Raw genomic sequence first — 20,213 nt, forward strand, 5'->3', positions numbered from 1 at the left:
TAGCTGTGACGCCGGTTTCACAGGAAAAGGTCAGTCCGTTGCGCACTCTTCAGCCAGCAGCTTGATGGCCGCGGCCCCCACTTTGCGCACGGCCTCCTCGATCTGTGGGGTTGGCTTGGCAGCGTAGTTCATCCGCAGGCAATTGCGGTACTTGCCCGAGGCCGAAAAGATGCTGCCCACCGCAATCTGCACGCCCTGGCCGAGCAGCGCACGGTTCAGGCGCAGGGTGTCGAAGCCTTCCGGCAGCTCGACCCACAGCATGAACCCGCCCTGCGGCCGGCTGGCGCGGGTGCCGGTGGGGAAGTAGCGGCTGACCCAGTCGATCATCAGGTCGCGGTTGCGCTGGTACTGGGTGCGCATGCGCCGCAGGTGCGGCTCGAAATTACCGCTCTTGAGGAACTCGGCGATGGCGATCTGCGGCTGTGGCGCGGTGGAGCCGGTGCTGATGTATTTCATGTGCAGCACCCGCTCCAGGTAGCGCCCGGGGGCGACCCAGCCGATGCGCAGCCCCGGTGCCAGGGTCTTGGAGAAGGAACTGCAGAGCAGCACCCGGCCATCGTCGTCGAACGACTTGATGGTCCGCGGGCGTGGGTAGGTGTAGGACAGCTCGCCATACACATCGTCTTCGATGATCGCCACGTCGAAGCGCTGGGCCAGGGTCAGCAAGGCCCGTTTGCGCGACTCCGGCATGATATAGCCCAGCGGGTTGTTGCAGTTGGGGGTCAACTGTATGGCCTTGATCGGCCATTGCTCCAGGGCCAGTTCCAGGGCATCGAGGCTGATGCCGGTGAGCGGGTCGGTGGGGATTTCCAGGGCCTTCATGCCCAGGCCCTTGAGGGTCTGCATGGCGCCGTGGAAGCTCGGCGAGTCGACGGCGACGATATCCCCGGGCTCGCAGGTGGCACGGATGCTGGTGGACAGGGCTTCGTGGCAGCCGGTGGTGATCACCAGATCGTTGGCGCCGAGCTGGCAGCCGGAATCGAGCATCAGCCGCGCCAGCTGTTCACGCAGTTCGTGCACGCCGTAGATGGTGTCGTAATACAGGCCAGGCATGTCCTGGCGCCGGCTGATGCGGGCCAGCCCGCGCAGCAGGGGCTTGAGGGTCGGGCTGGTGACATCGGGCATGCCGCGGCCCAGCTGGACGATGTCCTTGCGCGGCACGCTGCGGATCAGCTCCAGCACCTGGTCCCACTGCGAAATCTCCACCGGCCGCTGCGCCGGGCGGCCCACCGCGGGCAATGCCGGCAGCTCGCGACTGACCGGCACGAAGTAGCCGGACTTGGGCTTGGGCGTCGCCAGGCCGCTGTCTTCCAGCACCCGATAAGCCTGTTGCACGGTACTCAGGCTGACCCCGTGTTCGACACTCAAGGCCCGTACCGACGGCAGCCGGTCGCCGGGGCGATAGAAGCCTTGTTCGATACGTGTGCCCAGCAGTTCAGCGAGATTGACGTACAGGGTCATGGCGCAGCCTCGGGGTGATTTAATCGGGTGACCGGTACAGATGGCGCAAAATTACAGGATTCAGCCCGGATAGGGGAAATTCTGTATGGAAATAATAGCGGTGCTTTGAATCTGTAATGGTTTTTAGCACCCGCGCATGATGTCTGCTCATAGCGACCCAAGTAAACAGGAGCAGCAAACATGAACGGCTTGAGCGATGTGCGTCTGTCGTTACACAGTCAGGAACTGGCGGCTGGGCAGGAGCGGGCAGCAGGGGCGACGTCCGCCCGCAATGCGCCGTCCGGTCTCGGTCTCTGGGGCCTGTACTGGCATCGACTGCGTACACGCAAGGCACTGCTTGAGTTGAGCACCGAACAGTTGCGCGATATCGGCCTGAGTCGCGAACAGGCGCGGCAGGAAGGGCTCAAGCCGTTCTGGCGGCTGTGAAAGCCCCGCTGATCGGTAGCCGCTGGCGCAGCCTGCGATCGGTTGCGTAGCAACCGCAAAAGGCCGCATCCGATTTCACCGGATGCGGCCTTTTTCATGCCTGCCATGTGGCGGCTACAGGCACCTTCAGAGCAATTCTTTCAACCGATGCCAGAGCATCCCCAGCGCCAGCAGGGGCGAGCGCAGGTGCTTGCCGCCCGGGAAGGTGATGTGCGGGACCTGGGCGAACAGGTCGAAACCGCCGCTCTGTTGGCCGCTGATGGCTTCGGCCAGCAGCTTGCCGGCCAGGTGCGTGGCATTCACGCCGTGGCCCGAATAGGCCTGGGCGTAATACACATTGGGCTGGTCCTTGAGCCGGCCGATCTGCGGCAGGCGGTTGGCGCCGATGCCGATCATGCCGCCCCATTGGTAGTCGATCTTCACTGCCGCCAGTTGCGGGAACACCTGCAGCATCTTCGGCTGCATATAAGCAGCAATGTCCCGCGGGTCGCGGCCGGAATAATGGCAGGCGCCGCCGAACAGCAAGCGGCGGTCGGCGGAAAGGCGGTAGTAATCCAGGGCCACTCGCTGGTCGCAGACCGCCATGTTCTGGGGCAACAGGGCGTGGGCCAGCTCTTCGCTCAAGGGTTCGGTGGCGATGATGTAGCTGCCGGCCGGCAGCACCTTGCCACCCAGTTGCGGGTTGAGGTCGTTGAGGTAGGCGTTGCAGCCCAGCACCAGGGTGTTGGCGCGCACCGAACCCTGGGCGGTATGGACCTTGACCTGCGGCCCGTAGTCGATGCGGGTCACGGCCGAGTGTTCGAACAGGCGCACGCCCAGTTGCTGCGCGACCGCGGCTTCGCCCAGGGCCAGGTTCAGCGGGTGCAGGTGCCCCGAGCCCATGTCGATCAGGCCGCCGACATAACGGTCGGAGCCCACCACACTGTGCATCTCATGGGCTTGCAGCAGGCGGGTTTCATGGCGATAGCCCAGGTCGCGCAACTCTTGGGCATCTTCGGCGAAACCTTCGAGCTCGCGCGGCTTGTTGGCCAGGTCGCAATAACCCCAGGTCAGGTCGCAGGGAATCTGGAAGCGTTCGATGCGCTGGCGGACGATTTCCACCGCTTCCAGGCCCATCAGCTTCATCTGGCGTACGCCGTCTTCGCCGATTATTGGGGCGAACTGCTCAAGGCCATGACCGACCCCGCGAATCAGTTGCCCGCCGTTGCGCCCGCTGGCGCCCCAGCCGATCTTGCGCGCTTCCAGCAGAATGACGCTGAGCCCGCGCTCGGCCAGCTCGATCGCGGTGTTGAGCCCGGAAAAGCCGCCGCCGACCACGCAGACATCCGCCACCTGCTCGCCGGTCAGCGCCGGATAATCGGGCTGGGGCAGGCTGCTGGCGGCGTAGTAGGAGGCGGGGTGCGAATGGCCTGGCCCCGACGGCTGAACACGGGTGTTCATGTGGATCATCCTGATTCGTGTGTTTGGAAAATTTGACGGAGCATAAGCCGGACCTTTCCGGCGCGGCAACACTAGTCGGCCAGTGCTGTCTGGAACAGGGCTTTTAGGGCAAAATCGCTGTCTCTCCATACTCCCGGTAAGCGTTTCGATGAGCTGCAACAGCCAGAAAGTCCGCATGCTCCGACAGCAGATCCCCTCGTTCGAGTGCGTGCCCGGCTGTCACGACTGCTGCGGCCCGGTCACCACCTCGACCGAAGAAATGTCGCGCCTGCCGCGCAAGACCCGGGCCGAGCAGGACGCGGCGATGGAGGAGCTGAACTGTGTGCACCTGGGGCCCAACGGCTGCACGGTGTATGACGAGCGGCCGCTGATCTGTCGCCTGTTCGGGACCACGCCGAGCCTGCCATGCCCCAATGGCCGGCGCCCGGTGGAACTGATCCACCCGCGGGTGGAAAAGCAGATCCATGAATACATGGCGAGCACCCGGCAGGTGCTGGTCTGATCCAAAGCCATCGCGGGCAAGCCTCGCTCCTACAGGTTGCACAAGTCCGGTAGGAGCGAGGCTTGCCCGCGAAAGCGATTGCCCTGACGACAGGGTCTCCGGGCCGTTGCAATCAATCCGGAATCGGCAGGCTCAGGCTCTCTTTCACCTCTTCCATCACGATATAGCTCTTGGATTCGCGCACGTGGGGCAGCTTGAGCAGGATGTCGCCCAGCAGTTTGCGGTACGAGGCCATTTCGGAAATCCGCGCCTTCACCAGATAGTCGAAGTCCCCCGACACCAGGTGGCATTCCAGTACGTGCGGCAGTTTCAGCACCGCACGGCGGAACTCCTCGAAGGTGTCGCCGGACTTGTAGTCCAGGCTGATTTCGACGAACACCAGCAGGCTACCCTTGAGGTGCTGCGGGTTGAGCCGGGCGTTGTAGCCCATGATGATGCCTTCGCGCTCCAGGCGGCGGACCCGCTCGGTGCACGGCGTGGTCGACAGCCCGACCTTTTCCCCCAGCTCAGTAAAGGAGATGCGCCCATCGGCTTGCAGGATGCGCAGGATATTGCGATCGATCTTGTCCAGCTCGCGCTTCGTCTGGTGGTTGGTCCGCATAGGGGATGCGCCTCCGTGAAAAGGGTTTTTGCCGAGAATTCTCGCCAAATATAGGCGTTTATATAGTGAAAAGCACTGGTCATTGCTTTTTATACTGCGCGCATCTTCGCTCTGAATAACAAACGTCAGCGGTTATCCGCGATGAGGGATATGAAAATGCGCGTTCTGGTCTTGGGTAGCGGCGTGATCGGTACCACCAGTGCCTACTATCTGGCCCGTGCCGGTTTCGAAGTGACGGTTGTCGACCGTCAGCCGGCCGTTGCCATGGAAACCAGCTTCGCCAACGCCGGCCAGGTTTCGCCGGGTTATGCCTCGCCCTGGGCTGCGCCGGGCGTGCCGCTCAAGGCCATCAAGTGGCTGCTGCAGCGCCACGCGCCGCTGGCGATCAAGGCCACCGCCGACATCGATCAATACCTGTGGATGGCGCAGATGCTGCGCAACTGCACCGCTGCCCGCTACGCGGTGAACAAGGAACGCATGGTCCGTCTGTCCGAGTACAGCCGCGACTGCCTCGACGAACTGCGCCTGGAGACCGGCATCGCCTATGAAGGCCGCAGCCTGGGGACCACCCAGCTGTTCCGCACCCAGGCGCAACTGGATGGCGCGGCCAAGGATATCGCCGTGCTCAAGGAATCCGGCGTACCTTTCGAAGTGCTGGACCGCGAAGGCATCGCCCGCGTCGAGCCGGCCCTGGCCAGCGTGACCGACATCCTGGCCGGCGCCCTGCGCCTGCCGAACGACCAGACGGGCGACTGCCAGATGTTCACCACGCGCCTGGCGCAAATGTGCACCAAGCTGGGTGTGGAATTCCGCTTCGACCAGAACATCCAGCGCCTGGACTTCGCCGGCGACCGCATCAACGGCGTCTGGATCGACGGCAAGCTGGAAACCGCCGATCGCTACGTGCTGGCCCTCGGCAGCTATTCGCCGCAACTGCTCAAGCCGCTGGGCATCAAGGCCCCGGTGTACCCGCTCAAGGGTTACTCGCTGACCGTGCCGATCACCAACCCGGCCATGGCCCCGACTTCGACCATCCTCGACGAAACCTACAAGGTGGCGATCACCCGTTTCGACAACCGTATTCGCGTTGGCGGCATGGCGGAAATCGCCGGTTTTGACCTCTCGCTGAATCCGCGCCGGCGCGAAACGCTGGAGATGATCGTCAACGATCTTTATCCTCAGGGCGGCGATCTGTCCGAGGCCAGTTTCTGGACCGGCCTGCGTCCTACCACTCCGGACGGCACGCCGATCGTCGGCGCCACGCCCATGCGCAACCTGTTCTTGAACACGGGGCATGGCACGCTTGGCTGGACCATGGCTTGTGGTTCCGGTCGTCTGCTGGCTGACCTGATGGCGAAGAAAAAGCCGCAGATCAGCGCCGAAGGTCTCGATATTTCTCGTTACGGTAATTCTCAGGAGCCTGCAAAACATGTCAATCCAGCGCCAGCTCACCAATGAGCGCATGAGTCAGATCGTCGTTCACAGCGGTACCGTGTATCTGGCCGGGCAAGTCGGCGACGACCTGAACGCCGGGATTGAACAGCAGACCCGTGAAACCCTCGCCAACATCGAGCGTTTGCTGGACCTGGCCGGCACCGACAAGTCGCGCCTGCTGTCGGTGACTATCTACCTGAAGGACATCGATGCGCACTTCGCCGGGATGAACAGCGTATGGGACCAGTGGCTGCCAAAAGGCGTCGCCCCGGCCCGCGCAACCGTCGAAGCCAAGCTCTGCGAACCGGAAATCCTGGTCGAGCTGTCCGTCGTGGCCGCTCTGCCTTAAGCAAGATCCCTCTCCCGGCGCCACCGATGGTTAACGCTGTCGGCCGGCGCCGGTTTTTTCTTCCCACATGACCGCCTAGAAGTCTGCCGCCATGCGTCCTGCCCGTGCCCTGATCGATCTTCAAGCCCTGCGTCACAACTACCAACTGGCCCGCGAAGCGTCGCCGGGCGCCCGTGCGCTCGCGGTGATCAAGGCCGATGCCTATGGCCATGGCGCGGTGCGCTGCGCCCAGGTGCTGGAAGCCGAGGCCGACGGCTTTGCCGTAGCCTGTATCGAAGAGGCCCTGGAGCTGCGGGCGGCGGGGATTCGCGCGCCGATATTGCTGCTCGAAGGTTTTTTTGAGGCCGATGAGCTGGACCTGATCGTCGAGCATGATTTCTGGTGCGTGGTGCATTCGCTGTGGCAGCTGGAAGCCATCGAGCAGGCCAGCGTCGCCAAGCCGCTGACGGTATGGCTCAAGCTGGATTCGGGCATGCACCGCGTCGGCCTGCATCCCAAGGATTACCAACCGGCTTATCAACGACTGCTGGCCAGCGGCAAGGTGGCGAAGATCGTGCTGATGAGCCACTTCGCCCGCGCCGACGAGCTCAGCTGCAGCCGCAGCGACGAGCAGGTCGCGGTGTTCGAGGCGGCGCGCCAGGGCTTGTCCGCCGAGATCAGCCTGCGCAACTCGCCAGCCGTGCTCGGCTGGCCGAATATCCCCAGCGACTGGGTACGCCCCGGCATCATGCTGTATGGCTCGACCCCGTTCGAAGAGCCACATCCGCTGGCCGCGCGCCTGCAACCGGTGATGACCCTGGAATCGAAAGTGATCTGCGTGCGCGAACTGCCGCCCGGCGAACCGGTGGGGTATGGCGCCAAATTTGTCACGCCGCGGCCAATGCGGATCGGCGTGGTGGCCATGGGGTACGCCGACGGTTATCCGCGGCATGCGCCGACCGGTGCGCCGGTGCTGGTGGCGGGGCAGCGTACCCAACTGCTCGGCCGGGTCTCCATGGACATGTTGTGCATCGACCTGACCGATGTGCCAGAGGCTGGGCTGGGTTCTACTGTCGAGCTGTGGGGCAAGCACATCCTCGCCAGCGAGCTGGCGGCCGCCGCCGATACCATTCCTTACCAGCTGTTCTGCAACCTGCGTCGGGTGCCACGCATCTATTCCGGGGACTGAGCGGCGCCGCGCACTGCCGAAAGTCGCCTTGCCCCCGGGATTGGGGCCCAAGTGTTGTAAATACTGAACGCTATCGCCATGATAACGCTCAACTACAACAACGCCTGATCCCTAGGAGGCTGCCGCATTGGACGTCGGTGAACGACTGCAATCCATCCGTAAACTCAAAGGCCTTTCCCAGCGTGAACTCGCCAAGCGCGCGGGCGTCACCAACAGCACCATTTCGATGATCGAGAAGAACAGCGTCAGCCCCTCGATCAGTTCGCTGAGAAAGGTTCTTGGCGGCATTCCCATGTCGATGGTCGAGTTTTTCTCGGAAGAAATCCTCCAGGAAAAACCTACCCAGATCGTCTACAAAGCCAACGAGTTGATCGATATTTCCGATGGCGCGGTGACCATGAAACTGGTGGGCCGGGCACATCCGAGTCGGGCGATCGCTTTTCTCAACGAGATCTACCCACCGGGCGCCGACACCGGTGAAGAGATGCTCACCCACGAAGGCGAGGAAACCGGGATTCTCGTGGAAGGGCGCCTGGAACTGGTGGTGGGCCTTGAGACATTCGTGCTCGAAGCTGGTGACAGCTACTATTTCGAAAGCACCAAGCCACACCGTTTCCGTAATCCTTTCGATGCACCCGCGCGACTAATCAGCGCAGCCACGCCCGCGAACTTCTAATAGAAGAGGCGTCCTGCAAGGATTGCAGCGGTGCCCGAAGCAGTATTTCGCCCCTCTCTAATCCCCCTTTGAATCTAGGGTTGTTTCAGAGTGGCGGGCTAACCGTTATACTTGCGCCCGCCCGCGAAACCGTGGCCGTGGGCGTGACTAGCCACCATTGAGGGTGTACGCGTGAACCTAATTATGAAAATGCTGGCTGCACCAGCAACCGTATTGGCCCTCTGGGCTGTCAGCGCTCAAGCTGCGACCAACGACGATATTGCCAAGCGCCTCGAGCCGGTTGGCCAGGTCTGCGTCCAGGGGCAGGAATGCAAGGGTATGGAAGTCGCTGTTGCCGCCGGTGGCGGTGGTGCGAAGACTCCAGACGAAGTGATTGCCAAGCATTGCAATGCTTGCCACGGTTCCGGCCTGCTGGGCGCGCCGAAAATCGGCGACGCCGCTGCCTGGAAAGAGCGCGCGGATCACCAGGGCGGTCTCGACGGCATCCTGGCCAAGGCCATTACCGGTATCAACGCGATGCCGCCTAAAGGCACCTGCGCCGATTGCTCCGACGAAGAGCTCAAGGGCGCCATCCAGAAGATGTCCGGCTTGAAATAAGCCTGTATCTTCCGCAAAAAAGCCGCTTACGAGCGGCTTTTTTCATGCCTGCGATCCGGCCGGGGCTGTTCATTGCAGCAAAGACCCGGCAAGCTCGGTCCAACCTCAATTCATGGAAGGTTCTGGAGGATCGGATGGTGCAGTCATGTTCTATCGAGCGGGCGGTCGATGAGGTCCTGGCACGCTTGCCGGCGCATATTCACATGGGCATGCCGCTGGGGCTGGGCAAACCCAACCGCTTCGCCAATGCCCTGTATCGTCGGGTTGCACAGCTGCCCGAACGCCAACTGACCATTTACACCGCCCTGAGCCTGGGCCGCCCGCCACTGGGTGATGGCTTGCAACGGCGCTTCCTCGAGCCTTTCATCGAGCAGGTATTCGGCGACTACCCCGAGCTGGAATTCCTCGCCGACCTGCACCGCAACCAGGTGCCGGCCAATATCCATATCGAACAGTTCTTCATGCAACCCGGCAGCCTGCTCAACAGTGCAACGGCGCAGCAGGATTACGTCTGCAGCAACTACAGCCACGCCGCGCGCGACATCAATGCCGCCGGCCTGAACCTGGTCGCGCAACTGGTGGCCCGGGACCCGCAACAGGCCGACCGCCTGAGCCTGAGCTGCAACCCGGACATCACCCTCGACCTGCTGCCGATGATCGCCGAGCGACGTGCCGCCGGCGAAACCATCCTGCTGCTGGGCCAGGTGCATCGCGACCTGCCTTATATGCCGGGCGACGCCGAGATCGACGCCGTCACCTTCGACCTGCTGATCGACGAAGAGGAAGGCAGCACGCTGTTTTCCACGCCGAACATGCCGGTGGGGTTCCAGGATCATTTTATCGGCCTGCACGCCAGCACCCTGGTGCGCGACGGCGGCACCCTGCAGATCGGCATCGGCTCCATGGGCGATGCGTTGACGGCGGCGTTGCTGGCGCGCCAGGCGGACAACGACGGCTATCGGGCGCTGCTGGCGGACCTGGAGATCCAGTGCTGGAAACCGCTGATCGAGCGCGAAGGCGGGGTGGAGCCTTTCGCCAAGGGCCTGTATGGCTGCAGCGAGATGTTCGTCAACGGCCTGCTGGCCCTGGCCGATGCTGGCATTGTGCGGCGCAAGGTCTATCCCTCGGTGGCCCTGCAGCAACAGGCCAACGCCGGGACCCTGGATGAAGACCAGGCGCCGGGCGGGGTGTCGGTGCATGGTGGCTTTTTCCTCGGGCCGCGCAGTTTCTACCAGCGCCTCAGGGATCTGCCCAAGAGCAAGCTTGGCGAGTTCAACATGACCGCCATCAGCTACATCAACGAGCTGTATGGCCAGGAAGAGCTCAAGCGCCTGCAGCGCCAGGATGCGCGGTTCATCAACAGCTCGATCATGGTCACCCTGCTCGGCGCCGGGGTGGCGGATCAGCTGGAAGACGGCCGGGTGCTCAGTGGCGTCGGCGGGCAGTACAACTTTGTCGCCCAGGGCCATGCGCTGCGAGGCGCGCGCTCGATCCTGATCCTGCGCAGCTGGCGCGAGTCCGCGGGCCTGGTCAGCTCCAACATCGTCTGGGAATACGGCCATTGCACCATCCCGCGGCACCTGCGGGACATCGTGGTCACCGAATATGGCATCGCCGATCTGCGCGGCAAGACCGATGCGAAAGTGGTCGAAGCGTTGCTCAATATCAGCGACTCGCGGTTCCAGCCGGGCCTGATCGAACAGGCGCAGAAGGCCGGCAAGCTGCCCAAGGACTTCCGCCTCGATCCGCGCTTCACCGATAACCACCCACAACGCCTATTGGCGATCCAGGCGCAGCACCGGCACCTGTTCCCGGAATATCCGCTGGGCAGCGACTTCAGCGTGGAGGAGCGGGATTTGCTGCGGGCGCTGAACTGGCTGAAGAGCAAGTTCAAGCTCAGCGAGATTCTCGAATTGGGCAAGGCGGCGCTGGATGCGCCACCACCGGAAGCCTTCCCGGCGCATCTGCAGCGGATGCAACTGGTGAAACCCGATGGTTGGCGCGAGGAGATCTATCAGCGTTTGCTGCTGGCCGCCTTACGCGAGACAGCGCAGGCATAAGGTAGACGCCTGGCAGCGTCATCGCGGGCAAGCCTCGCTCCTACAGAAGCGGGCGGCATCTGTAGGTGCGAGACGTGCTTGCGATTGAAGAGGCAACGCCTCTTTAGATAAAGCTCACCACGCCACCGGCCAGGGACTTGACCCGGGCCAGGGATTCCACGCGATAGCCTTGCGCGTCCAGTTCGGCGCGGCCGCCCTGGAACGACTTCTCGATCACGATGCCCAGGCCGGCCACGGTGGCGCCCGCCTGCTTGATGATCGAGATCAGCGCCTGGGACGCCTTACCGTTGGCCAGGAAGTCATCGATGATCAGCACGCGGTCGCTGCTGGTCAGGTGGCGCGGGGAAATCGCCACGGTGCTTTCGGTCTGCTTGGTGAACGAATACACGGTCGCCGACAGCAGGTTCTCGGTCAGGGTCAGGGACTGGTGCTTGCGCGCGAAGATCACCGGTACGCCCAGGTTCAGGCCGGTCATGATCGCCGGAGCGATGCCCGAGGCTTCGATGGTGACGATCTTGGTGATGCCCGAGTCCTTGAACAGCGTGGCGAATTCGTCGCCGATCAGCTTCATCAAGGCCGGGTCGATCTGGTGGTTCAGAAAGGCGTCGACTTTCAGGACCTGGTCGGAAAGCACGATGCCTTCTTCGCGAATTTTCTTGTGCAGTGCTTCCATGAAGCTTTCCTCTTTTGGCGCCTTGTGCGCCTGAGCTCTGATAAAAGGTGTTCGGTTAAAAATGCTTGGGTTGAAAATGCTGCGGCTAAAAAGTGTTCAATTCTAGCGTTTTAACATCGCCCGTATATCCGCCAGCGCGTTATTGCCGCGAACGGCTTTGACCTCGGTCGGGGTGTCGTCGTTGCCTTCCCACGCCAGGTCGTCCGGCGGCAGTTCGTCGAGGAAGCGGCTGGGGGCGCAGTCGATGATTTCACCGTACTGCTTGCGCTTGGCGGCGAAGGTGAAGGCCAGGGTCTGGCGCGCGCGGGTGATGCCCACGTAGGCCAGGCGGCGTTCTTCCTCGATGGTGTCGGCTTCGATACTGGAGCGGTGGGGGAGAATTTCCTCCTCCATGCCCATGATGAACACATAGGGGAATTCCAGGCCCTTGGAGGCATGCAGGGTCATCATCTGCACGCCCTCGGCGCCGTCTTCCTCTTCCTGCTGACGCTCCAGCATGTCGCGCAACACCAGCTTGCCGATGGCGTCTTCGACGGTCATTTCGCCGTCTTCGTCTTTTTCCAGGGTGTTCTTCAGCGCCTCGATCAGGAACCACACGTTACCCATGCGGTAGTCGGCGGCCTTGTCGCTGGAGCTGTTGGTGCGCAGCCAGTTCTCGTAGTCGATGTCCATGACCATGCTGCGCAGGGCGGAGATCGGGTCTTCGCCGGCGCACTGCTCGCGCACCTTGTCCATGAAGCGCTTGAAGCGCGCCAGGCGGTCGGTGAAGCGGCTGTCCAGGTGCTCGCCCAGGCCGATCTCGTCGGTGGCGGCGTACATCGAGATCTTGCGTTCGGTGGCGTAGTTGCCGAGCTTTTCCAGGGTGGTCGAGCCGATTTCCCGGCGCGGCACGTTGATCACCCGCAGGAAGGCGTTGTCGTCGTCCGGGTTCACGATCAGGCGGAAGTAGGCCATCAGGTCCTTCACTTCCTGGCGCCCGAAGAAGCTGTTGCCGCCGGACAGGCGATAGGGAATCTGGTGATGCTGCAGCTTCAGCTCGATCAGCTTGGCCTGGTAGTTGCCGCGATAGAGGATCGCGAAATCGCTGTAGGGCCGGTCGGTGCGTAAGTGCAGGCTGAGGATTTCCATGGCCACCCGCTCGGCCTCGGCGTCCTCGTTGCGGCAGCGGATCACGCGGATCTCGTCGCCATGGCCCATCTCGCTCCACAGCTGTTTCTCGAACTCGTGGGGGTTGTTGGAGATCAGCACGTTGGCGCAACGCAGGATGCGGCTGGTGGAGCGGTAGTTCTGCTCGAGCATCACCACCTTCAAGGATGGGTAGTCCTCCTTGAGCAGCATCAGGTTTTCCGGGCGGGCACCGCGCCAGGCGTAGATCGACTGGTCGTCGTCGCCCACCACGGTGAACTGGTTGCGCTTGCCGATGAGCATTTTCACCAGCAGGTATTGGCTGGCGTTGGTGTCCTGGTATTCGTCCACCAGCAGGTAGCGCACCTTGTTCTGCCACTTCTCCAGGATGTCGGCGTGTTCCTCGAACAGCTTCACCGGCAGCAGGATCAGGTCGTCGAAGTCCACTGCATTGAACGCCTTGAGCGTGCGCTGGTAGTGGGTGTAGACGATGGCCGCGGTCTGTTCCTTGGGGTTGCGCGCGTTCTCCAGGGCCTGGGCCGGCAGGATCAGGTCGTTCTTCCAGGCGCCGATCATGTTCTTGATCTCGTCGACGCCGTCGTCGCCCGAGTATTCCTTTTGCATGATGTCGGTCATCAGGGCCTTGACGTCGGTCTCGTCGAAGATCGAGAAGCCCGGCTTGTAGCCCAGCCGCACATGCTCCTTGCGGATGATGTTCAGCCCCAGGTTGTGGAAGGTCGACACGGTCAGGCCACGGCCCTCGCCACTGCGCAGCAGGGTGCCGACCCGCTCCTTCATCTCCCGCGCGGCCTTGTTGGTGAAGGTCATGGCGACGATGTACTGCGCGCGAATGCCGCAGTTCTGGATCAGGTGGGCGATCTTGCGCGTGATTACACTGGTCTTGCCGGAGCCTGCACCGGCGAGCACCAAAAGAGGGCCGCCGACATAGTTCACGGCTTCTTGCTGCCGGGGATTGAGTCGGGACATGACGAAAAAAGGGGTCTGTAACGAAATGGGCGGGCATTTTAACAGGCTGGACGGATTCTGCTGCTCTCTCCGACTTGTGACGCAGCACGCTATCTAAATTTGCCGGTTTTGATACTTTCCCTCAGGATGCGCGCTGAATATGCGTCTAATGTTCGAGTTAGAGCGATACAAGAAACCGCGTTTGATAATCAATATCATTTGTCATTGTTTATCCACGCGTCATAATGCCCGCCGCCAACTTCTATTACAGAGTCTAGGGAGCTAGCTTGTCCAAGCCTGTCGAACCCTTGCGCTTGCTGCTGCTGGCCGAAGAGCCGGCATGGGCAGCGTTGTTGCGCGAGTGTCTCGCTCCGTTGGGAGACTCGGTGGTGCTGATCAGTGCGCCGACCTGGGAATCTGTCAGCCGTCTGTTCGATGAAGATCGCTCTGCGATTTTGTTAACCGTTCCCCAACTGCAACCGGCTCCCGGTCGTTGCAGCCTGCCCACGGTATTGCTGCTGGAGCAGGAGCCGCTGAACACGCCAGCCGGCGCCAGCGACTGGCTGGTGAATAAAAGCCTCAGTACCGATACGGTGCGCCGTTGCCTGCGCCATGTGCGTGAGCGCGGGGTGCTGGAAAGCACCCTGTTGCGCCTGGCCGAGCAGGACCCTTTGACCGGCATCGCCAACCGCCAGGGTTTCCAGACCCTGCTGGCGGCGCGCCTGGCGGAAAACGAAGGGCGCGGACTGGCGCTGGGGCACCTGGACCTGGACAACTTCCGGCATGCCAACGATGCGTTGGGCCACCAGGCCGGCGACCGGTTGATCCTGCAAGTGGTCTCGCGGCTCAAGAGCCAGCTTGAGGCCGGGGACCAGCTGGCGCGCCTGGGCAGCGACGAATTCGCCCTGCTGATCGATACCCGCCGGGCGCCGCAACGCGCCGAGTGGATGGCCGAGCGCATCGCCGAAGTCATGGCCGAGCCGTACTGGATCGACGGTGAAAGCCTGCTGATCGGCTGCAGCCTGGGCATCGCCCACGCCAGGGCGAATGCCGGCGCCGACCCGCTGATGTGGCACGCGCACATCGCCATGCAGCAGGCCAAAAGCACCCAGGGCTGTACCTTTCATATTTTCAACGAACGCATCAACCGCAATGCCCGCAGCCTCGCCGACCTGGAAAGCGAACTGCGCCGGGCCTTGCGCCGCGACGAGCTGGAGCTGCACTACCAGCCGCGCCTGAACCTGCATGACGGACAGATCGTCGGCCTCGAAGCCCTGGTGCGCTGGCGCCATGGCGAGCGCGGGCTGTTGCCGCCGAGCGAATTCGTGCCGCTGGCCGAGCAGAGCGGCCTGATCGTGCCGCTGGGCTACTGGGTGATTTCCCGGGCGCTGCGCGACATGCAGGCCCTGCGCGAACGCGGCCTGGCGCCGCTGCACATGGCGGTCAACCTGTCGTTCCGCCAGTTCCAGGACAGCCAGCTGCTGTCGACCCTCAGCCGGCTGATTGCCGAGCGGGGTGTCGAGGCGCAATGGCTGGAGTTCGAGCTGACCGAAACCGCGGTGATGCGCCGCAGCGACCTGGTCAAGCAGACCATGGATGCGCTGGGGCGTCTGGGAGTGCGGTTTTCCCTGGACGACTTCGGCACCGGGTTTTCGTCTTTCGTGCACCTCAACAGCCTGCCGATTGCCCTGCTCAAGATCGACAAAAGCTTCGTCGGCGGCATGGAGCAGCGCGAAGAGAACCGCAAGCTGGTGCACGCCATGATCAACCTGGCTCACAACCTCCATCTCGAGGTGGTGGCCGAGGGCGTGGAAACCCCCGAGCAGCTGGCCTTGCTGCGCAGCTTTGGTTGCGATCAGGCGCAGGGCTACCTGATCAGCAAGCCGCTGCCGCTGGCGGAACTGGTGGAATACCTGACGTTCGGCGCAAGCCAGCAAGTCCTGGTCGGCGAGGTCAGCTGACGGCATCCCGCTGTAGCGGCAGGAGCCCTCGAGCTCCTGTCGCTACAGGGAATCCTGGGCGGTCTGGAAGTTATCCCGTGGCGCGGGTTCCGCGCCTTCCCGGCGAATCATCCGCCGCATCTTCCATTCGAAGGCCAGGGTCAGGCTGATGGCGGCGCACGCCAGCCCCGATGCCAGGCCCCACCACACGCCGGTCGCGCCCCAGCCCAGGGTGAAGGCCATCAGCCAGGCCGCCGGCGCACCGATCAGCCAATAGCAGCCCAGGCCCACGAGGAAGGTGGTCTTGGCGTCCTTGAGCCCGCGAATCGCGCCCATGGCGATGGTCTGCGTGCCGTCGAACAGCTCGAACCAGGCCGCGACCGCCAGCAGGCTGACCGCCAGGTTGATCACATCGCGAAAGGCCGGGTCGTCATGGTCGAGGAACAGCCCGATCAACTGGTTCGGCAGCAGCCAGAAAATCATGGCGAAACCCAGCATGGCCGCGCCGCCAAAGGCGATCCCGACCCGCCCGGCCATGCGCGCGTGTAGCAGTTGCCCAGCACCGTAGTGCTGGCCGATGCGCATGGTGATCGCGTAGGAAATCCCGGCCGGCACCATGAAGGCCACGGAGACGATCTGCAGGGCGATCTGGTGCGCCGCCAGCTGGGTGCTGCCCATGGTGCCCATGCACAGCGCGGCAAAGGCGAACAGCCCGACTTCCACCGCGTAGGTGCCGCCGATGGGCAGGCCCAGGCGCCAGAGTTCCCGCAGGTACTGGCGATTGGGCCGCGCCAGGCCCTGGCGCAGCGGGTAGGCGGCGTAGGCCGGGTGGCGCTTGATGTGCCAGGCCAGCGCCACGGCCATGCAGTTGGCGACGATCGCGGTGACCAGGCCGATCCCCACCAGCCCCAGTTTCGGCAGGCCGAACATGCCGGTGATCAAGGCGTAATTGAGCAGGAAGTTGGCCACCGTGCCGGCCAGGCTGATGACCATCACCGGCGTGGCGCGGCCGATGGCGCTGGTGAAGCCGCGCAGGGCCATGAAGCTCAGGTAGCCGGGCAGGGCGAACGGCAGGATCAGCAGGAACTGGCCGGCGGACTGCACGTTGGTTTCGGTCTGGCCGAACAGCAGCAACACCGGCTTGAGGTTCCACAGCAGCAGGCCGGCGACCAGCGCCATCAGCCACGCCAGCCAGAGCCCGGCCTGGGTCAGGCGCGCGGCGCCTTCGATGTCGCCGGCGCCCTGGCGAATCGCGACCAGGGTCCCGACCGCCGCGATCACGCCGATGCAGAAGATCGACACGAACGAATAGGTGGCCGCGCCGAGACCGCCGCCGGCCAGGGCTTCCGGGCTCAGGCGGGCCATCATCAGGGTGTCGGTCAGCACCATCAGCATGTGCGCCAACTGTGAGGCGATCAGCGGCCCGGCCAGCCGCAGGATGGCCCAGAGTTCGGTGCGTGCTGGATGCTGCATGGTCATCGGTCTCGATACGGGGGAGGCAGTTAAGAGGGTTGATTCTCGGCGCTCTCGGCGACTTTCACAAAGGGATAAAAACGATTGGTGGCATGATTAAAACTCATGCTTTGCCGATTCTGGTAAGTTGGCGCCATTGCGCCTGTGGAGTGCTGCCATGCCCCGTCGTCTTCCGCCCCTGTATGCCTTGCGCGCCTTTGAAGCCGCGGCGCGACACAGCTCGTTCACCCGCGCGGCGGAGGAGCTGTCGATCACCCAGAGTGCGGTCAGCCGGCATATCCGCACCCTGGAAGACCACTTCGCCTGCCGGCTGTTCCAGCGCAGCGGGCGCAACCTGCAGCTGACCGAGGCCGCGCGCCTGCTGCTGCCAGGTATCCGCGAAGGCTTCACCGCCCTCGAGCGCGCCTGCAATACCCTGCGCGCCGAAGACGACATCCTGCGCATGAAGGCGCCCTCGACCCTGACCATGCGCTGGCTGCTGGCGCGTCTGAGCCGCTTCCGCCATCTGCAGCCGGGCAACGAGGTGCAACTGACCAGCGCCTGGATGGACGTCGATTCGGTGGACTTCAACCAGGAGCCCTTCGACTGCGCGGTGCTGCTGAGCAACGGCCACTTTCCGCCGGACTGGGAGGCCAGCTACCTGTTTCCGGAATTGCTGATCCCGGTGGGTGCGCCGAACCTGCTCAACGACCAGCCGTGGGACGTGGCGCGACTGGCCGCCACCGAGCTGCTGCACCCGACCCCGGATCGCCGCGACTGGCGCAACTGGTTGGAGCGCATGGGGCTGTCCGAACAGGTCTCGCTCAAGGGTGGGCAGGTGTTCGACACCCTGGAGCTGGGCATGATCGCCGCGGCCCGGGGTTACGGGGTTTCCATGGGTGATCTGCTGATGGTGGCCGAGGATGTGGCCCAGGGGCGGCTGAGCCTGCCCTGGCCGACGGCGGTGGCCAGTGGCGAGAATTACTACCTGGTCTGGCCCAAGACCCGGCCTGGAGGTGAACGTTTGCGCCGCCTCAGCGACTTTCTCCAGAACGAGGTCCGGGCCATGCAATTGCCCGACGTAGAGCGGCTCGGCTGAAACGATGAAGGCCCCATGACCAGGGGCCTGCGCGATACCCGTGCGACTCGCTCAAGTATTGAGCGGCGCCGCCGAATCCTTGGAAGTGGAACCTTCGTTCTGATCGGTTCCGACATCTCATTCTTATTAGAACCATTGCCGAGCGTGTGACGCGATCAGGACGATCCGGTCTCTCGGCCAGGAGCTGTCATGCCTCAACCTCGTGCCCGGATCGCCTCGCAGCTTGGTCTCGCACTCGCCGTGGTACTGGCGATCGTGATCAGCGGCAGTACCGTCTTCGCCCTGCGCTCGCTGGACGCCGCCAACCTCGCCACCCGGGAAGAACACCTGGCCAGTGAGGCACGGCTGCTGGCCGACCAGCTCAATACCTTCCACGGCACCCTGCGCGAAAGCACCCAGCGCCTGAGCGGGCTGTTCGAAAAGCGTTTCAGCGGCGGCCTGAGCCTGCACCCGGACCAGCCGGTGACCGTGGCCGGTACCCAGACCCCGGGCCTGCACCTGGGTGACGTGGTGCTGAACAACAACTTCGAGGAAGTCGACGAGTTCAAGCAGATGACCGCCGGCGTGGCGACCGTGTTCGTGCGCAGCGGCGACGATTTCATCCGCGTCAGCACCTCGCTGAGCAAGCAGGATGGCAGCCGCGCCATCGGCACCCTGCTGGACCACGCGCACCCGGCCTACCAGAAACTCATGGCGGGGCAGAGCTATGTCGGTCGCGCGCTGCTCTTCGAGCGCCTGTACATGACCCAGTACACGCCGGTGCGGGACAGCGCCGGCAAGGTGATTGCGGTGTTGTTCGTCGGCTTCGACTACACCGACGCGCAGAACGCCCAGTTCGACAACCTCAAGCGCTTCCGCATCGGCCAGACCGGCTCCCTGGCGTTGCTCGACGAGCAGCATAAATGGCTGGTGCCGCCGGCTGGCGTACAGGCACTGGAGCAGTCGGCCACGACCATTACCGAACTGGCCGGGCAGCCGGGCAAGGGCCGCTTCTGGAGCGACAAAAGCGAGGACTTCTACAGTGTCGCCGTCCCCTTCGAAGGCGGGCCCTGGTCGGTGGTGGCGAGCATGCCGAAGGCCGAGATCCGTGCGGTGACCTGGAGCGTCGGCACGCGCCTGGTCATTGGCAGCCTGTTGGCGATGCTACTGGCGGTGGGCGCCACGGTCTGGCTGCTGCGTAGCAAGCTTGCGCCCCTGGGCGACCTGGTGCGCCAGGCCGACGCTTTGGGCAAGGGCGACCTGAGCGCGCGCCTGAATGTCTCCAGCCAGGATGAAATCGGCCAGTTGGCGAGCAGCTTCAACCAGATGGGCCAGGCCCTGTCGACCATGGTCGAGCACATCCGCAGGGCCGCCGAGGAGGTCAATGGCCGGGCCCAGGCGCTGTCCGGGCTGTCAGGCGGGGCGTACGAGGGCATGGAGCAGCAGTCGGGCGAAATCAGCAGCATGGCCGGGGCGGTGGAGGAGTTCAGCGCCACTTCGCTGAACATCGCCGACAACATGGGCAACACCGAACGCCTGGCCCAGGAAAATGCCCAGCAGACCCGGATCGGCCGCACCTCGATGGAAGAGGCCTCGGCCTCGCTGGAGCAGATCGCCGGCGCCTTGAACAGCACCGCGACGGTGATCAATACCCTGGGCCAGCGCTCCGAGGAAATCGGCGGCATCGTCGGGGTGATCACCGCGATTGCCGACCAGACCAACCTGCTGGCGCTCAACGCTGCCATCGAAGCCGCGCGTGCTGGTGAGCAGGGCCGTGGTTTTGCCGTGGTCGCCGATGAGGTGCGCAACCTGGCGTCGCGGACCCGTGAGGCCACCGACGAAATCTCGGGGATGATCAACAGCATCCAGCAGGAAACCGGCAACGCCATCGCCACCATGGAGCAGGGCAATGTGCTGATGCAGGAAGGCCTGTCGCGCAACGCCAATGTCGCCTCGGCCCTGGCGCGCATCGACGAGCAGAGCCGCTCGGCCGGCCAGCAGTTCGCCGCGATCACCACCGCGACCCAGGAGCAGAGCAGCACCGCAACCCTGCTCAGCAGCAACCTGCAAAGCATTGCCCTGGCCAACAGCGAACAGCGCGAAGTGGTGTCGAACCTGGCGATCACCGCCAAGGAACTGGAGAAGCTGGCGGCGGACTTGCGCCAGGAGGTCGATCGGTTCCGTTGATACCGGTTGCGTGCTCCGATCGCGTGGCCGCTGGGCAGCGGCGGGGAGGCCGATTGCAAATGCGTGGGGCTGGGCTAA

17 protein-coding genes are annotated in these 20,213 nt (G+C 63.6%); 11 read left to right on the forward strand and 6 right to left on the reverse strand.

Going from position 1 to position 20,213, the window contains the following annotated elements; translation table 11 throughout:
* Positions 1 to 30: 30 nt before the first annotated feature.
* Positions 31 to 1,461, reverse strand: a complete 1,431-nt coding sequence (locus J4D28_RS12105; RefSeq protein WP_016703162.1) for a PLP-dependent aminotransferase family protein — start codon at positions 1,459 to 1,461, stop codon at positions 31 to 33.
* 180 nt (positions 1,462 to 1,641) lie between these two features.
* Here J4D28_RS12105 and J4D28_RS12110 point away from each other — a divergent pair, with 180 nt between their 5' ends.
* Positions 1,642 to 1,887, forward strand: a complete 246-nt coding sequence (locus tag J4D28_RS12110; protein ID WP_016703163.1) for a DUF1127 domain-containing protein — start codon at positions 1,642 to 1,644, stop codon at positions 1,885 to 1,887.
* Between the two features lie 126 nt (positions 1,888 to 2,013).
* On the opposite strand, the gene J4D28_RS12115 is transcribed toward J4D28_RS12110, so the two are convergent.
* Complete coding sequence (locus tag J4D28_RS12115) at positions 2,014 to 3,327, reverse strand: FAD-binding oxidoreductase (RefSeq protein ID WP_103330856.1); 1,314 nt, start codon at positions 3,325 to 3,327, stop codon at positions 2,014 to 2,016.
* Positions 3,328 to 3,475: 148 nt separating this feature from the next.
* Between J4D28_RS12115 and J4D28_RS12120 the strand changes: the two genes are divergently transcribed.
* A complete protein-coding gene (locus J4D28_RS12120) occupies positions 3,476 to 3,829 on the forward strand; it encodes a YkgJ family cysteine cluster protein (protein ID WP_009051553.1) in 354 nt (117 codons plus the stop codon).
* 112 nt (positions 3,830 to 3,941) lie between these two features.
* Here J4D28_RS12120 and J4D28_RS12125 read toward each other — a convergent pair whose 3' ends face one another.
* Positions 3,942 to 4,430 carry an Lrp/AsnC ligand binding domain-containing protein gene (locus J4D28_RS12125; RefSeq protein ID WP_007932443.1) on the reverse strand — a complete coding sequence of 163 codons (489 nt, stop codon included), beginning with the start codon at positions 4,428 to 4,430 and terminating at the stop codon, positions 3,942 to 3,944.
* Between the two features lie 156 nt (positions 4,431 to 4,586).
* Here J4D28_RS12125 and dadA point away from each other — a divergent pair, with 156 nt between their 5' ends.
* From dadA to J4D28_RS12155, 6 genes are all read left to right on the forward strand, one after another.
* Complete coding sequence (dadA, locus tag J4D28_RS12130) at positions 4,587 to 5,888, forward strand: D-amino acid dehydrogenase (protein ID WP_009051552.1); 1,302 nt, start codon at positions 4,587 to 4,589, stop codon at positions 5,886 to 5,888.
* On the forward strand, positions 5,860 to 6,213 hold the full coding sequence (locus tag J4D28_RS12135; RefSeq protein WP_009046176.1) for a RidA family protein: 354 nt from the start codon (positions 5,860 to 5,862) through the stop codon (positions 6,211 to 6,213). Before dadA ends, J4D28_RS12135 begins: the two co-directional genes overlap by 29 nt.
* 91 nt (positions 6,214 to 6,304) lie before the next feature.
* A complete protein-coding gene (gene alr / locus J4D28_RS12140) occupies positions 6,305 to 7,381 on the forward strand; it encodes an alanine racemase (RefSeq protein WP_103330857.1) in 1,077 nt (358 codons plus the stop codon).
* 127 nt (positions 7,382 to 7,508) lie between these two features.
* Positions 7,509 to 8,057: a cupin domain-containing protein gene (locus J4D28_RS12145; RefSeq protein ID WP_007932420.1), complete on the forward strand. Its 549-nt coding sequence runs from the start codon at positions 7,509 to 7,511 to the stop codon at positions 8,055 to 8,057.
* Between the two features lie 183 nt (positions 8,058 to 8,240).
* Positions 8,241 to 8,654, forward strand: coding sequence for a cytochrome c5 family protein (locus tag J4D28_RS12150; RefSeq protein ID WP_009046174.1), 414 nt, complete (start codon positions 8,241 to 8,243; stop codon positions 8,652 to 8,654).
* Positions 8,655 to 8,788: 134 nt separating this feature from the next.
* Entirely contained in the window at positions 8,789 to 10,714 is a 1,926-nt protein-coding gene (locus tag J4D28_RS12155; RefSeq protein ID WP_009051550.1) for an acetyl-CoA hydrolase/transferase C-terminal domain-containing protein, read from the forward strand.
* Between the two features lie 103 nt (positions 10,715 to 10,817).
* On the opposite strand, the gene J4D28_RS12160 is transcribed toward J4D28_RS12155, so the two are convergent.
* Together J4D28_RS12160 and rep are read right to left on the reverse strand one after the other, a co-directional pair.
* Positions 10,818 to 11,387 carry a xanthine phosphoribosyltransferase gene (locus tag J4D28_RS12160; protein ID WP_009051549.1) on the reverse strand — a complete coding sequence of 190 codons (570 nt, stop codon included), beginning with the start codon at positions 11,385 to 11,387 and terminating at the stop codon, positions 10,818 to 10,820.
* A 102-nt stretch (positions 11,388 to 11,489) separates the two neighbouring features.
* Positions 11,490 to 13,499 carry a DNA helicase Rep gene (rep, locus tag J4D28_RS12165; protein ID WP_009046172.1) on the reverse strand — a complete coding sequence of 670 codons (2,010 nt, stop codon included), beginning with the start codon at positions 13,497 to 13,499 and terminating at the stop codon, positions 11,490 to 11,492.
* A 266-nt stretch (positions 13,500 to 13,765) separates the two neighbouring features.
* On the opposite strand from rep, the gene J4D28_RS12170 reads away from it, so the two are divergent.
* Positions 13,766 to 15,439, forward strand: coding sequence for a bifunctional diguanylate cyclase/phosphodiesterase (locus J4D28_RS12170; RefSeq protein WP_028683656.1), 1,674 nt, complete (start codon positions 13,766 to 13,768; stop codon positions 15,437 to 15,439).
* A 42-nt stretch (positions 15,440 to 15,481) separates the two neighbouring features.
* Here the strand turns inward: J4D28_RS12170 and J4D28_RS12175 are convergent, their stop codons facing one another.
* Entirely contained in the window at positions 15,482 to 16,891 is a 1,410-nt protein-coding gene (locus J4D28_RS12175; RefSeq protein WP_172833386.1) for a NorM family multidrug efflux MATE transporter, read from the reverse strand.
* 157 nt (positions 16,892 to 17,048) lie between these two features.
* On the opposite strand from J4D28_RS12175, the gene J4D28_RS12180 reads away from it, so the two are divergent.
* Together J4D28_RS12180 and J4D28_RS12185 are read left to right on the forward strand one after the other, a co-directional pair.
* The gene (locus tag J4D28_RS12180) at positions 17,049 to 17,969 is read left to right on the forward strand and encodes a LysR substrate-binding domain-containing protein (RefSeq protein WP_009051546.1); all 921 of its coding nucleotides are present in this window, start codon (positions 17,049 to 17,051) and stop codon (positions 17,967 to 17,969) included.
* Between the two features lie 189 nt (positions 17,970 to 18,158).
* Entirely contained in the window at positions 18,159 to 20,135 is a 1,977-nt protein-coding gene (locus J4D28_RS12185) for a methyl-accepting chemotaxis protein (protein ID WP_028683658.1), read from the forward strand.
* Positions 20,136 to 20,213 lie beyond the last annotated feature (78 nt).

The organism is Pseudomonas sp. GW531-T4, assembly GCF_017349615.1.
In the GTDB taxonomy this organism is placed as follows: Bacteria; Pseudomonadota; Gammaproteobacteria; order Pseudomonadales; family Pseudomonadaceae; genus Aquipseudomonas; species Aquipseudomonas chlororaphis_I.